Genomic DNA, 13,748 nt, shown 5'->3' with positions numbered 1-13,748 from the left:
AATGCCCGTAGTTGATCTAGGCAGCGGAAAGGTCGAGATGAGGGACTTCAACTGATCATCAATTCTTTATTGCAGAGGGGATAGATATTCCGCTCGAGACCAACGAACCGACCTACTGTATTATAAACTGAGCAAGAAATGTAATTGTAAGGACGCGGAAATCGGACCCCAAAGTGACTTGGTTCACTATAGAACTCCTACAATTAGGCAAAAAATCACCTCCTGCGATTGTAGGGCCCAAGAGGACTGATCTGGAAATCCGTCGTTTCAAGGAAATGGAAATCTATCGGCGATGGATTCCCTTCCGCGTCCGAATTACTGAGAGGACCAGAAGCCAGGGGTCATTTTTCGGCTTCTGGTCCTTGCCTACATTTGGCATTGTATACACCTCCTGTAATCATAGGACCGAGCCGGAAACCCATCACTTCCAGGAAATCTGTCATATGACGGATTTCCTTCTGCGTCCAGAACCATACTATCTGAGCGTGTAAATAAGGTGTCCTCGACATTCTAAGAACTATAGTTATTCGATATTATCAGAAAAATGAAGTAAAATGTTTCCTGCCGACCTGAAGACGGCAGTTCTTCAGATCTTGAAGTGCGCTTTGACTGCAGGTCTGAACAGGTAGTAGATCAGCACTCCGTAGATGACGGCACCGATGATTCCCGCTATCGGGGAGACGGTGATGATGATGATGCATCCGAGGAAGCTTAGCACCCAGAAGATCAGCGAGAGATACCAGAACAGCGCCCATCCGAACCAGAATCCGGCTCCGACGACCAGATAGATGATGCCGAGAACGACTCCTCCCACTCCCAGGATCGTGCACAGTTCCGCTCCTGTGATCCCGCTTACCTTCGATTGGACAAGAGCCTCGTCAAGGATCTCAACGAACTCCGAGAAGTTCATGACCCCCAAGACACCCAGGACCAGCACTATGACTCCCAGAAGGATGTTCAGTAACGCGATGATGGATATCAGGACGGGACGTCCGTATTCCGAATTGCCTTCCATGCCCCATGAACCGAACTCGGGGTACATATATCATATTATAATAAAGGAAAAAAGAAAGGGTTGTTGCCGGCCCGAAGGCCGGCTGAAGATGATTGATAAGATGTTTCACTCACCCTGCAGGAAGACCCATAGGATGATGATGAATCCGAGTATGAGCATCCCGTAGGCCACTATCCAGGTGATGTTGAAGAACCTCCTGAATTTCTTCGGGTCCTCCCTCATCTCCTCGTAGCGTTCCTCCAGTGACTTCATACCCTCACTCTCCCATCATGCCTTCTTCAGGTGCTTGAGCCTTGTGGTGTTCTCTCTTTCCATCTCTTCGAGACTGAATTTGATGAACCTTTCGGACTCCTTGAGCTCGGGAATGATCTTGAACTCGAGAGCGTTGACTCTCCTCTTGGTCTTCTCGATCTCGTCAAGGAGCTTCTTCATGGTCGTCTCTACCTCTGCGGCGCGGACGATCGTCTCGAGAAGTTTCTCGAAGGCGAGCGATGCGTCCTCGATGTAGGCGGATGTGGAGATGACTCCGTATCCCTTGTCGACCATCGAAACATGGAGATGCTCGGCCTCTACCTTGGGGACGACCATTCCCATGATGCTCTTGCTCGTGACATTCACCTGAGGGTCACCCTTCAAGGCGTATGCCGCGGATTTCACGGCGACCTCTCCCTCTACCGCACGGGCTATGGTGATGGCGTGCATGGCGTTCTCGTAGTCCGAGGACACGCCTGCGCGCATCGCCCTGGCCTTCTCCAGGATGTCGAAGAATTCGATGATGAGACCGTCTCTCTTCATCTTGAGGACCTTGTGACCGCCTTGGGTCAGTTTGATCCTGCTCTTCAGCTGGAGCAGTACCGAACGGTTGGGGGTGACATCGTGTGCTCCCACGGATATCAAGCCTTCTTGGGCAGGTACTTCTCGATGTACTTACGGCTGATCCTTGTGATCTGGTCGAGATCGAGAGCTGTGAACAGTTCCCAGCCGAGGTCCAGTGTCTGCTCGATGGAACGGTCCTCTTCCTGACCCTGCCTGACGAAGCGGTCCTCGAAGAGGTCCGCGAACTCCAGCAGCTTCCTGTCCTTTGCGGACAGCGAGTCCTTTCCTACGATTGCCACCAGTCCACGGAGATCCTTACCCTCTGCGTATGCCGCATAGAGCTGGTCGGACACTCCCTTGTGGTCCTCACGGGTCCTGCCCTCTCCGGTTCCTCCTCCCATCAGACGGCTGAGGGATGATGAAACGTTGACAGGCGGGTAGATACCGTTCCTGTGCAGGTCCATGGACAGAACGATCTGTCCCTCTGTGATGTATCCAGACAGGTCGGGGATCGGGTGGGTGATGTCTCCTCCGGGCATGGACAGGATGGGGATCTGTGTGATGGATCCCTTCTTTCCCTTGATCCTACCCGCACGCTCGTACAGCTGTGCGAGGTCGGTGTACATGTAACCGGGGTATCCACGCCTTCCGGGCACCTCTTCACGAGCTGCTCCGATCTGACGCAGTGCCTCACAGTAGTTGGTGATGTCGGTCATGATGACCAGAACCTGCATACCGAGGTCGAATGCCATGTACTCTGCGGTGGTGAGACCGAGACGGGGTGTCAGGGTACGCTCCACAGCGGGGTCGTCGGCCAGGTTGAGGAACACGACAGCGTTCTTCAATGCACCTGTCCTCTCGAACTCCTTCATGAACATCTGCTTCTCTTCGTTGGTGATTCCCATCGCGATGAACACGACAGCGAACTCCTCGTTCTCTCCGCGGACCTTTGCCTGACGAGCGATCTGAAGAGCGATCTCGTTGTGGGGAAGTCCAGAGGCGGAGAAGATAGGAAGCTTCTGTCCCCTGACCAGGGTGTTCATTCCGTCGATGGTGGAGATACCGGTCTGGATGAAATCCGAGGGTGAGTCCCTTGCCCAGGGGTTGATGGCCGCTCCGTTGATCTCCAGCTCCTTCTCGGGGACGATGGGTGCACCGCCGTCGAGAGGCTGACCGGATCCGGAGAGGATCCTTCCGAGCATGTCCTTGGACACAGGCATCTTCATTGTCTCGCCGAGGAACCTGACGGATGCGTCCCTGTCGATACCGGATGTTCCTTCGAACACCTGAACGACGACGACCTCATCCGAGGAATCGAGGACCTGTCCCCTCCTGGTGGTTCCGTCCGAGAGCCTGATGTTGACCATTTCCTTGTATCCGACGGGCTCTGTCTTCTTCACGTAGATAAGAGGTCCGGCAATCTGGGAGACGGTCTTGTACTCTTTACTGATTGTTGCTTCTGCCATTGGAATCACGCTCCGAGCTCCCTGAACTGTGCCTCCATATCGGAGTCGACAGCCTCGAGTTCCTCGTCGACCTTGGGCTCGTACTTGGCCTGGTTGAACCTGGTCCTCACGGGGAGGTATGCGATCTTGTCAACGGGTGCGCCGGCCTGAAGTGCCTTCTCCGAGAGGTCGGAGTACTTCTTGATCAGGCTGAGCATCTTGTACTGCCTCTTGAGGGGGCAGTAACAGTCGACGGGATCGTATGCGTTCTGCTGCAGGAAGATCTCACGGATCATCTTGGCGACCTCGAGGGTGACCTTCTGCTCGTCCGGGAGTGAGTCGGATCCGACCATCTGGACGACGTCCTGCAGTTCTGCCTCCTTCTGGAGGGTCTTCATGGCCCATGCCTTCAGTGCGGGGAAGTCCTCGGCAACGTTTGCCTTGAACCAGTCCAGCAGCTGCTTGTCGTACATGGTGTACGATGTGAGCCAGTTGATTGTGGGGAAGTGCCTCCTCTCACGCAGTTTGGTATCGAGTGCCCAGAAGACACGGACGATACGGAGTGTGTTCTGCGTAACAGGCTCGGACAGGTCTCCTCCGGGAGGAGAAACCGCTCCGATAACCGAGACGGATCCGTCGCCGCCGCTGAGGACCTTTGCCCTTGCGGCACGCTCGTAGAACTCGGAGAGACGTCCTGCAAGGTATGCGGGGTATCCCTCTTCTCCGGGCATCTCTTCGAGCCTTGAGGAGATCTCACGCATGGCCTCTGCCCACCTGGAGGTGGAGTCTGCCATGAGTGCGACGTTGTATCCCATGTCCCTGAAGTACTCTGCGATGGTCATTCCGGTGTAAACCGATGCCTCACGAGCTGCGACAGGCATGTTGGATGTGTTCGCGATGAGGACGGTCCTCTTCATGAGCTTCATTCCGGTCCTGGGGTCCTCGAGTTCGGGGAACTCTGTAAGAACCTCGGTCATCTCGTTTCCGCGCTCTCCGCATCCGATGTAGACGACGATCTCTGCATCGGAGTACTTTGCGAGGGACTGCTGTGTAACGGTCTTTCCGGTTCCGAATGCTCCGGGGATTGCCGCTGCTCCTCCCTTTGCGAGGGGGAAGACGGTATCCAGGACACGGAGTCCGGTGACGAGGGGGATATCGGGCTGATACTTCTCGACGACGGGCCTGGGGTTACGGACGGGCCAGTACTGCATCATGCAGACTTCCTTGCCTGCGATGACGGCGATGGTCTCGTCGATGGTGTACAATCCGGAGTGGATTGCCTCGACCTTACCGTTGAGTCCGATGGGGACCATGATCTTGTGTTCCATGGGTCCTTCCTGGACGGTACCGATGACCTGTCCCTGGGAGACCTCGTCTCCCTCTTTCACTGTGGGAACGAAATCCCACTTCTTCTCATGATCCAATCCAGGTGCTGAGACTCCACGGTAGATGAAGTCTCCCATCTTCTCCCTCAGAACGGGGAGAGGCCTCTGAATTCCGTCGTAAACGGATTCCAGAAGTCCGGGACCGAGCTCAACGGACAGGGGCTTTCCTGTGTTTGTGACAGGCTCTCCCGGCTTGACGTTGTCTGTGTCCTCATAAACCTGGATGATGGAGTACTCGCCGACGATTTTGATGACCTCTCCCATCAGTTTCTCGTTTCCAACGTGTACGACATCGTACATCTTGGGTGAGATTCCTGTGGCGGTCACGACAGGTCCGGCGACCCTGTAAATTACACCTTCAGTGCTCATTCAATCATCCTCATTCTTGTATAAATCTACGCCAATCGCCCTCTTGACCTTCTCTCTGAGGTCGTCGTCCGATCCACCGACTGCCACAACGACAGGCTGGATGGACTCAGTCACCTTGTGTCTGAGGTTCGGGGGGAGATTGTCGAGGTCCTTCGCATCCACTGCGAGGATACCGATTGTTGGCTGGGAAATTGCTTCCAGCATCTTTTCTTGATAGTTTTCGTTGTTAGCTACGAATACACGCCTGATTCCGGCGAGCCTGAATCCGAGTGTGAACTCCTCACTGCCTAATACTGCGATTTCCATCAGATCACCAGCAGTCCTTTGATTACTTCTTTGTCAAGTCCGCTCTCGATACCCCTTGCGATCATCCTGACGTTCCTCGCCTCGATCTCCATGCTGATCATGTAATCGATTATGGGGAGGATGGACAGCGGGTACTGCTGTGAGAACTTCTTTGCCTCATTTGCCTCATACTTCTTAGTCTCGAGGACAAGATCGCTAATGTTCATCTTGCCCGAGTCGACGAGTTCCTTGATGTAATCGTAGAAGTCCAGCTGCGCAAGGTCGGGGAAGGTCTCCTCCACGGTCTTGGCGTCGATCAACTGTTTCGCCAGTTTTGCATCGATCTGCTTTCCTCCGGGAATGATGTATTCCATCACCTTCTCTCCGTCGATGTTCTCCATCTTCAGCTTCAGTATGGTCTCCAGGTTCCTGACGTCGATCTCCTTCCTGATGTAATCAGAGAACATGCGGGCGGGGATCGAATTCGTCGGGATGATCTTGACCATCCTGATGTAGTGGAATTTGTCGACGTAGTCCTCGATACGGCCCAGTGTGCCTGTCGCCTTATAGTCGGCGATGAGCTCGCTGGGGATGTCTACGGACTCTGCCTTGGAATAAGCAGCCAGAATCTCTTCCGTCGTGTCTAATGCGATGAGTTTGTCCAGATCTTCGTAGCTCAAGTTACCGGCGGGGACGAGATCGTCCTTGATACCGTCCGCCGACACACCATACGACTTACCGCGGAGTATGACCTTCAGGTTCCAGTTGTCCCACTTCTGCAGGTATGCGGCCAGCATGGTGTGGAGTTCACCCTGTGATCCCTTCAAGAGAGCCTTGAAGTTGTTGGCCATGTATGCATAGGTGGCACGCTCGACCAGATCGACGCCGCTCATCCTGTCCGAGAGGTCGGTTATCTCTTTGGAGTAACCCTCCTCGGATACGAAACGGGCGACCTCGCTGACGCTGAGCTGCAACATCTTGTTGTAGTCATCCTCCTTGATCAAAAGCGACTTCTTCGCTTTCGCTCTGGTGACGGTGTATGCGTAGTTGCCTTTGCTTTTACTGAGCCCGAACATTGCCTTCACCCGAAGAGAATGTCGGACACGTCCTTGATGCCGCGGTCCCATACGGTGCGGAGGAGAGCAGAGTACTGCATGTCGATCTCGAGCTGCCCGTCCTCGCTCTGGAGGATGAGCCCTGCGACGATCCTGCTGTCCTTCTCGACCGATTTGACTCCGAGGTCCTTTGCGGTGAACGAGTCGTTCTCCGACATGATTGCCTTGGGGTCCGGAATGATTGTCTTCGCGTACTCGACCATGCTCTTGTACTGTGCCAGTTTCTGTTCTTCCGGCGCATTCTCGAGCTCGGCGAGGGTCTCTACGAAGACTTCCGAGAGGATCTCCTTCTTCTTCGCAAGGACGATCTTCTTGCTCTCCAGCTCAGCGCTGGAGGCTTCCTGACGGTCCATGCGGTCGATGGCGTCCGCGAGCCTCTTGTTTTCGCTTTCTCTCAACCCGGCGATCTTGGCGTCTGTCTCCTTCTCGATGCGGGCAACCTCTGCGGCCGTCTCGGCCTCGATCTGGTTTACCTTCGCATCAGAGATCGCCATGATCTCCGCGGTCACGTTGTTCAATGCCATGAGATTACCTCATTCTTTGAGGGGAATCACATACCAGGCAGTACGAAACATGCGAGAATTGCAATGACCAGTCCGAAGATAACGATAGTCTCAGGCAGCACCATGAACATCAGTGCTTTTCCCAGCATCTTGGAGTCCTCTGTGATTGCTCCTACTGCTGCTGCTCCGATGTCCTTCTGGGCCATTCCGGTTCCGAGACCGGCGAGTCCGACTGCGAGTCCTGCTCCGATTGCGATAAATCCAATTGCTGTGTCAACCATTTTTATGCCTCATTTATTTTTTTATCGGAAATAGTTTTGATGTGTTTGAATTTGAGAGGTGAGAACTCAGTTCCCTCTCCCTCATAGAACTTGATCATGAACTCGACCAGCTGCAACCTTAATGCGTGCAGTCCTCCGGAGAGGATGGCCAGGGTCCAAATCATAAGGTGCAGGAATGCGAAGATCACCAGACCTAAAATGGCCATGATGATCGAGATCTCTCCTGCCTGTGCCGGGTCAGGGTTGACTCCGGCGATCATTCCAAGTGCGATATAGTTGAATGCCAGAGCCATACCGGCCTTGGACATACCAATCGCAACAAGACGAGTGTATGAAAGTATGTTTCCGAATGCATCGACCGTCTCGATAAGGATCGACATTGCACCCTCGGACTTCGCGACCAATACAGCACCGGCTGCGATGAGCACGATACCAATGATCATTTCGACGAGGACGCTCGTCACGGTGAACATCTCACCGATCGAGTACTTGTCCATGATCAAAGCCCATCCGAATGCGTATGCAAAGATGACGACTCCGATGAAGATGAGGAAAGGTCCTCCCTTCTCGAGGAATCCGTGCTTGAATCCGTGCTGGACGGTCTTGTTGTAGATAGCTACGACGTATCCGATGAAGAGGTGCACGATACCGACGTATACGGACAGCCTGAGAAGCATTCCGACGAACTCTGGATCGATCTTTCCGACTCCGTGTCCGTTTATGAGGAAGCCCTCGAAGAACTCGTGCAGGTGATCCAGCCCGAGAAGTCCGGCCCATGTATACGTGACTGCGCCCTCTACATACTCTCCGACGAAGTGCATTCCCAGAGCTTCTCCGAAGAAGAAGAAACCGAAGATGAAGGCCCATATTCCGCCGAAGAACAGAACTGTGGCGATTGCGCGCCAATCAGGGTTCTTAGCGAACTTGAGTCCGTATGCACCGAGGATGATGAACGGGATAGCGTAACCGCAATCTCCGACCATGAATCCGAAGAACAATGGAAGGAAGATCGAGATCAGTACAGTGGGGTCAACCTCATTGTACTTGGGTACCGACATCATCTTTGTCGGATATTCGAATAGCTGTGTGACTTTACCGTGCCTCATCTTTGTGGGTACGGTCTGGAATCTGTCCTCCTGTGCATCCGACTCAGCCTGCCTCCTGCTGCGGTTCTCTTCGATCTCGACGCATATCGCGGGGACCTTGGACTCGAGCTGGGCCTTTGCAGACTCGGCTTCGGGTGTGGGAACCCATGCATCGATCAGGAACGAGTACTTGGTGGAAGCGATCCTGACAGGGAGGGTACCCTTCTCAGAATCCACTGTGAGCATCTCGTCGGTTGCTCTGAGAAAGTGTTTGTATTTCTCAAAAAGAACCTCTGTTTCCTTTGCGACTACGTCCTGCTCTCTCAATGCGGCCGCCAATTCGGCTTCCGTGTTGGAAAGGGCTGTGTTCACGGATCCGCTGCCTTCCGGCACCGCGATCTCTGTGAAACCGCACTCGGACAGGATGTTCTGGGCCTGCTGCCTGTCCTCGTTCTTGACGAAGACCGCGGCAACGCTTCCCAGCTTCTTGTCCATAGAGACGAATACCTCCCCGAGGTCGCCAATGGCCTCTGTGGGGTCCTTCTCCACTGTTCCGACGATGGACCCTATGCTCTTGTAACCGGCATAGAGGTCAAGGTCGATCGGTAGTCTTGCAAGGAGCTCGAGATTCCTCTTCTTTGCGTTTAATTCGGTGATTCTCTGATTGAGATCATTCCTTCTGTCGGCCATGGCGTTGACCTCGGCCTCGACAGATTCGACGCTGTCAGATGATATCTGGCTCCTGATTTCACTCTCTGAAATCGGTTGGGTCTTGGTATGCTTGTTGATACCAAGATCCTTCTCCATTCCGCGCACCTTGAGAAGCCTCTCGGCTGTCTTGGGTGAGTAGGGACGGGGCGTTCCGAGGGTGAAACCCTCATCCGCGTCGACGGTATGATCGATCAGGTGGATGTTCTCAAGATCGTACAAGGCCTCAATGGTCTCGTCGATGCATGAGTTGGCACCCACGATCACAATCCTACTCATCGACTCAGGAAGAAACATTCAAAATCCTCTCAACTTCATTTTTAAGGAAATCTTTTGCTTCGTCCTTCTTCGCCTTGGATTGGTTGTCGATCAACTCGGCTTCTGTCTTGCCGCCTGCAATCTTTGCATCATGCTCTTTGGCAAGTTTGTCCTTCTCCGCGGCGATTGCGGACTCGTAAGAGCTGCGCATCTGAGCTTCCGCGTCCTGAATTTTCTTCACAGAATCTCTGCGAGCATCTGCGAGAGCTGCTTTCTGTGCGTCCTCGGCCTTGACGACCTTGGCGTCAGCTTCCGCTTCCGCTTGTTTTATCTCCGTAAGTATATCAGTCCGGCTCAAATTTACACTCCCCGACTTGAGCCTTGTATCCTCAATATATTACTTAAAGGGTGCACCTTTTTTATTATAATAGAGCAAGGTTAGTTGGAGGGGTGGGTTACACCCATTAAATAGGGGTGGATTTTACCTCAGAATTTCTTCTCGGGAGTGAATTCCCTGAGCTTTATTTTGGCCTCTTCGAGGAGGTCTTTCGAGAGATCATCGGCATATCCTTCGCTGTAGACAATCTCCTTGATTCCGGCGTTTATGAGGATCTTAGCACACATCGAGCAGGGGTATGTCGTGGTGTAGATGGTTGCTCCATCGACGCTCACTCCGAAGTATGCTGCCTGCGTGACGGCGTTCTGCTCCGCATGGACGCCCCTGCAGAGCTCGTGCCTTGTACCTGAAGGGACGTTCATCTTGACGCGGATGCAGCCTAGCTCCTCGCAGTGCTTCGTACCCTTGGGGGAACCGTTGTAACCGGTGGAAAGGACCCTCTTCTCTTTGACGATGACGGCACCGACCTTGCGTCTCAGACAGGTGGAACGGGAGGATACCAACTGTGCCATTTCCATGAAGTATTCGTCATTGCTGGGTCTTTCCATTTTCAATCCTTCCTCAAAGGTGTTGCAACCCTACCGTATTAATCGTTTATAATGTTTTTATAGGGTCAAACAATGTAAGGCCCGTGAACAGAGGGACCAAGATCATTGCTGCCGCTGTCGGTATAATAGCGATATGCATCATCGGCGGATATGCGTTCATCCACGTTTCTTCAGGTCTAGATTCCCCTCTGAGCGTCGTCATGTCATCGAGCATGCAGCACGACAACTACGAATCTAGGATCGGCATCATCGATACCGGCGACGTAATGGTCATACAGAGCCCCGAGAAGGCCCGTTTGGAGAGCTACGTCGAAGGGACGGTCTCCGGCTACAGGTCCTTCGGGGACTACGGTTCGGTCATCATCTATGAGCGCGGGGACGACGTCAATCCCGTTATACACCGTGCAATAATATGGCTGAACTACAACGGCAACGGAACATGGAGCGCACCCTCCCTTCAGAACTACCAAGGCGATTGGTACTGTAGCAACTCTACCAACTATCTCAAATTATCTGGCACATTGTATTTCGACGACATCACCCGCTCCGGGAAGGATGTGAAGATCAATCTCGATTCGCTCGAGAAGCAGAGTGGCTACCTCACCATGGGGGACAATCCCGAGACCAATGCCTACTTCGATCAGGCGGCAGGCATAATCTCGCATCCCGTCGGCACCGAGGAGATAAGGTCCGTCGCAATGATGGAGATCCCCTGGTTGGGAGTGATCAAGGTCTACATGACCGACGGCAAGAGATCGTTCCTCGAGCATGTGCCCAACTCCATTAACTGTCTCGTGATGATCTTCGCGCTTATCTTCTCGATAATCTACTGCTGCGATATCTTCTACAAGAAGAACGAGCTCATCGCCAAGTCCTTCGAATGGAACAGATGGAAGTACGTCTAACTTGATAGGACTCATCGCATCCAGACTCCGTTTTGTGCTCATGGAAGATTCTCAACAAAAGCGCCATAGGTTCTAAGATGACCATGAAGGCCATGGCCATGATCGCGAACAATCCTCAGGGTCAGAAATCCGTGAGCTTCAGTCCGATCTATGCCGGACTTGCAAACGGAAGCAGCATCGATGTCACCTACGGAATCCTTCCGGCGGTCTCTGCACTGGAGAACGCAGGGGTGTTCCTTCCAGCATACGCGGACCAAGTGGATTTCGGTTATTTCAAACAGATGATCGTAGCCGCAATGGACAATGCACCTGAAGGAGTGGATTTGACAGAATACAGGATCATATCGGATGCCATAGGGTACGACGATCTGGAATTCCGCGAGTATTCCGCAAACGAGGCCGCTGAATTGAAAGAGGAGATCAGCAACTCGATCTACAGCGGATTCTCCAAATCAGAGATTAATGTCGGAGCGGTAGCCGCCGGTCTGGCCGCTGTGATCGCACTCCTGTCGATCGGTCTGATCTGCGTGAATAAGAGATCCTGAAGATAACAGAACCTTAATTAAAAACAAAGACCCCCACCCCTCCATTTCCACTGGAACTCGGAAAAGGGGTGAGGGTGTTTTTCCTTACATCAGAGTCATCTGTTTGGGAGACTTGTAACTGTCTATGTTCCTGAAGATATCATCCGCTTTCAGAAGATTCATCAGGAATTCCTGGGAGACACTCAGTTCTATCTCTTTCGTACGTCCAGCCCTTCCGAAGGATTTGACCCTTGCATGAACGATACCGAGCATATCCAATTCTGAGATGAGATCGGCTACCCTTCTCTGAGTTATCGCAGATGTGCCTGTGATCTCGCAGAGGTACTTGTACGTGGAGAAGACATCCCCGGTGATCATTATGTTCTTTCCTTCCTCAGTGTTCTTGATTATGCTCATGAGAACGACCTTGGATTGAAGATTGAGAGTCTTGACGACCTCGGCGACAGCATCCATCTCCACATTGTCCTTAGCAGATTTCACATGGGCTTCGGAAATCAATGAATCTCCATTCCTCTCTGCGATCTCGGCCGACATCCTCAGGAGATCCAAGGCCCTTCTAGCATCTCCTCCTTCCTGAGCCGTCAGAGCTGCACAATAAGGAATGACTCCTTCTGAAAGTATTCCGTCGTCGAAAGCTTCCTTCGCTCTGTCATAAAGGATATCCTGCAGCTGTTCTACAGTATAAGGAGGAAAGATTATCTTCATCTCTCCGAGTCTGCTCTTTATCCTTGTACTGAGGAGATCGGTGAATTTCGTGTTGTTCGTGATTCCTATGATAGATATCATGGAATTCTTCAGACCGCTGTTTATCGAAGTGAGATAGTAGAAGATGTCATCTCCGTTCTTCGTGAACGTCCTGTCTATCTCATCCAGAGTAACGATGAAGATCTTGTTGTTCTCATCGATGTAAGATGTCAATTCGGTAAGGATCTTGTCGACACTCCATCCTGTGAAAGGGATCTTCCTTGAAGGATCGGATATTATCTGATTTGCGATGTTGTAAAGGATACCGTAAGGCGTGTCCACGATCTCGCAGTTGATGTAGATGAAAGAACAGTTGCTCTCAAAAGGATATGCTTTTTTCAGTTCCTTTCCGATGTAATTAATGACAGCTGTCTTTCCTGTTCCTGTCTTTCCGATTATCAGGATGTTCGAAGGTTTGTTCTTCGAGAGAGCAGGCGAGATGATCTCTGCGATCTGTCCAATGAGTTCATCTCTGTGAGGCAGATTTTCCGGAACATATGTATTCAGAAGAATTTTCTTGTTTTTTATTAAGGTATTCTTCTTCTCGATGTATTGAGTGAAAATGTTCGGTTCTACCATCTTTTCCCATCTCCACTCGCTCATACCGGTTCGAGTATTTATTACCACTGTAAAATGGATTTTTAATCGTTCATTTTTCTTTTGATTTTTCTTCGTTATTTATCAAAAACAATCATTCTGAATCCGAATCTCAGGATGTTAGCAAGATTATCGTTTTTCTTCTGATTATAATATTATTTTATATTGTTTCAATAATAAGGAGTCCTATCAGAGGTAACTCTCATGAAAGGTTGGATCACGATCGGACTTTGCGTCGCTGGAATTTTGGCATTCATCGGCCTGCTTGTCCTCATCAACATGATGATGTCTTGAAACAAGGGTACATACCCTTTCTCTTTTTCCAGTGGAAATGGAGGGGTGGGGGTCTTTGTCATATTGACCGCAGTACTAGTCTTTTTAATTCACATTCTGAAATGATCGCATTCGGGTGCTCCCGATTAGAAGATACGCATTGATCGCACTGTCCGTATTGGCATTCATGCTCCTTTTCACATATTTCTCGGACGAGAGGAACATGGACTTCCAGTTCTCCGGAGTGGTGCATGATATCAAGACCTCATCCAACGGATACATCTTCTACATCGATACGGCAGATGAGTCGATACGCTGCTATTCCTCGGAATGCCCGGATGATCTCGGATATTACGCAGTCAGGGGCACCTTCTCTGATGACAGAGGCATCTTCTTTGTGGAAAGATGGTCGGATATTGATATCTACGATGATTATGATTGACCTTCTATGTTCGTGGCAGTGGATGATACGGA

The 13,748-nt window shown here is 51.7% G+C and carries 15 protein-coding genes; 3 read left to right on the top strand and 12 right to left on the bottom strand.

All coding sequences use genetic code 11. From position 1 onward, the window contains the following. Nucleotides 1-586: 586 nt before the first annotated feature. The 11 genes from E7Z62_08745 to E7Z62_08695 form a co-directional block, all read right to left on the bottom strand. Complete coding sequence (locus E7Z62_08745) at nucleotides 587-1,042, bottom strand: hypothetical protein (GenBank protein ID MBE6523189.1); 456 nt, start codon at nucleotides 1,040-1,042, stop codon at nucleotides 587-589. 240 nt (nucleotides 1,043-1,282) lie between these two features. Beyond that, entirely contained in the window at nucleotides 1,283-1,903 is a 621-nt protein-coding gene (locus tag E7Z62_08740) for a V-type ATP synthase subunit D (GenBank protein MBE6523188.1), read from the bottom strand. Between the two features lie 5 nt (nucleotides 1,904-1,908). Further along, nucleotides 1,909-3,297 (bottom strand): V-type ATP synthase subunit B, encoded by a 1,389-nt coding sequence (locus tag E7Z62_08735; protein MBE6523187.1) that lies wholly within the window; start codon nucleotides 3,295-3,297, stop codon nucleotides 1,909-1,911. A 5-nt stretch (nucleotides 3,298-3,302) separates the two neighbouring features. Beyond that, the gene (locus tag E7Z62_08730; GenBank protein MBE6523186.1) at nucleotides 3,303-5,030 is read right to left on the bottom strand and encodes a V-type ATP synthase subunit A; all 1,728 of its coding nucleotides are present in this window, start codon (nucleotides 5,028-5,030) and stop codon (nucleotides 3,303-3,305) included. Next, the gene (locus tag E7Z62_08725) at nucleotides 5,031-5,336 is read right to left on the bottom strand and encodes a V-type ATP synthase subunit F (GenBank protein MBE6523185.1); all 306 of its coding nucleotides are present in this window, start codon (nucleotides 5,334-5,336) and stop codon (nucleotides 5,031-5,033) included. Then, complete coding sequence (gene ahaC, locus E7Z62_08720; protein ID MBE6523184.1) at nucleotides 5,336-6,442, bottom strand: ATP synthase A1 subunit C; 1,107 nt, start codon at nucleotides 6,440-6,442, stop codon at nucleotides 5,336-5,338. The genes E7Z62_08725 and ahaC overlap by 1 nt, the downstream gene beginning before the upstream one ends. Next, on the bottom strand, nucleotides 6,397-6,954 hold the full coding sequence (locus E7Z62_08715; protein ID MBE6523183.1) for a hypothetical protein: 558 nt from the start codon (nucleotides 6,952-6,954) through the stop codon (nucleotides 6,397-6,399). Before E7Z62_08715 ends, ahaC begins: the two co-directional genes overlap by 46 nt. 26 nt (nucleotides 6,955-6,980) lie before the next feature. Further along, nucleotides 6,981-7,214 carry an ATPase gene (locus E7Z62_08710; protein MBE6523182.1) on the bottom strand — a complete coding sequence of 78 codons (234 nt, stop codon included), beginning with the start codon at nucleotides 7,212-7,214 and terminating at the stop codon, nucleotides 6,981-6,983. Between the two features lie 2 nt (nucleotides 7,215-7,216). Continuing rightward, complete coding sequence (locus E7Z62_08705) at nucleotides 7,217-9,286, bottom strand: V-type ATP synthase subunit I (protein ID MBE6523181.1); 2,070 nt, start codon at nucleotides 9,284-9,286, stop codon at nucleotides 7,217-7,219. 4 nt (nucleotides 9,287-9,290) lie between these two features. Further along, a complete protein-coding gene (locus tag E7Z62_08700) occupies nucleotides 9,291-9,623 on the bottom strand; it encodes a hypothetical protein (protein MBE6523180.1) in 333 nt (110 codons plus the stop codon). A 128-nt stretch (nucleotides 9,624-9,751) separates the two neighbouring features. Further along, complete coding sequence (locus E7Z62_08695) at nucleotides 9,752-10,210, bottom strand: cytidine deaminase (GenBank protein MBE6523179.1); 459 nt, start codon at nucleotides 10,208-10,210, stop codon at nucleotides 9,752-9,754. 83 nt (nucleotides 10,211-10,293) lie between these two features. Here E7Z62_08695 and E7Z62_08690 point away from each other — a divergent pair, with 83 nt between their 5' ends. Then, nucleotides 10,294-11,115 carry a S26 family signal peptidase gene (locus E7Z62_08690; GenBank protein MBE6523178.1) on the top strand — a complete coding sequence of 274 codons (822 nt, stop codon included), beginning with the start codon at nucleotides 10,294-10,296 and terminating at the stop codon, nucleotides 11,113-11,115. A gap of 77 nt (nucleotides 11,116-11,192) precedes the next feature. Further along, nucleotides 11,193-11,660, top strand: a complete 468-nt coding sequence (locus E7Z62_08685; protein MBE6523177.1) for a hypothetical protein — start codon at nucleotides 11,193-11,195, stop codon at nucleotides 11,658-11,660. 84 nt (nucleotides 11,661-11,744) lie between these two features. On the opposite strand, the gene E7Z62_08680 is transcribed toward E7Z62_08685, so the two are convergent. Further along, entirely contained in the window at nucleotides 11,745-12,983 is a 1,239-nt protein-coding gene (locus tag E7Z62_08680) for an AAA family ATPase (GenBank protein MBE6523176.1), read from the bottom strand. A gap of 427 nt (nucleotides 12,984-13,410) precedes the next feature. On the opposite strand from E7Z62_08680, the gene E7Z62_08675 reads away from it, so the two are divergent. Next, nucleotides 13,411-13,716 (top strand): hypothetical protein, encoded by a 306-nt coding sequence (locus E7Z62_08675; protein ID MBE6523175.1) that lies wholly within the window; start codon nucleotides 13,411-13,413, stop codon nucleotides 13,714-13,716. Nucleotides 13,717-13,748: the final 32 nt, after the last annotated feature.

Source organism: Thermoplasmata archaeon (genome assembly GCA_015063285.1).
In the GTDB taxonomy this organism is placed as follows: domain Archaea; phylum Thermoplasmatota; class Thermoplasmata; order Methanomassiliicoccales; family Methanomethylophilaceae; genus Methanoprimaticola.
This window is presented reverse-complemented; position numbering and strand designations above follow the sequence as displayed.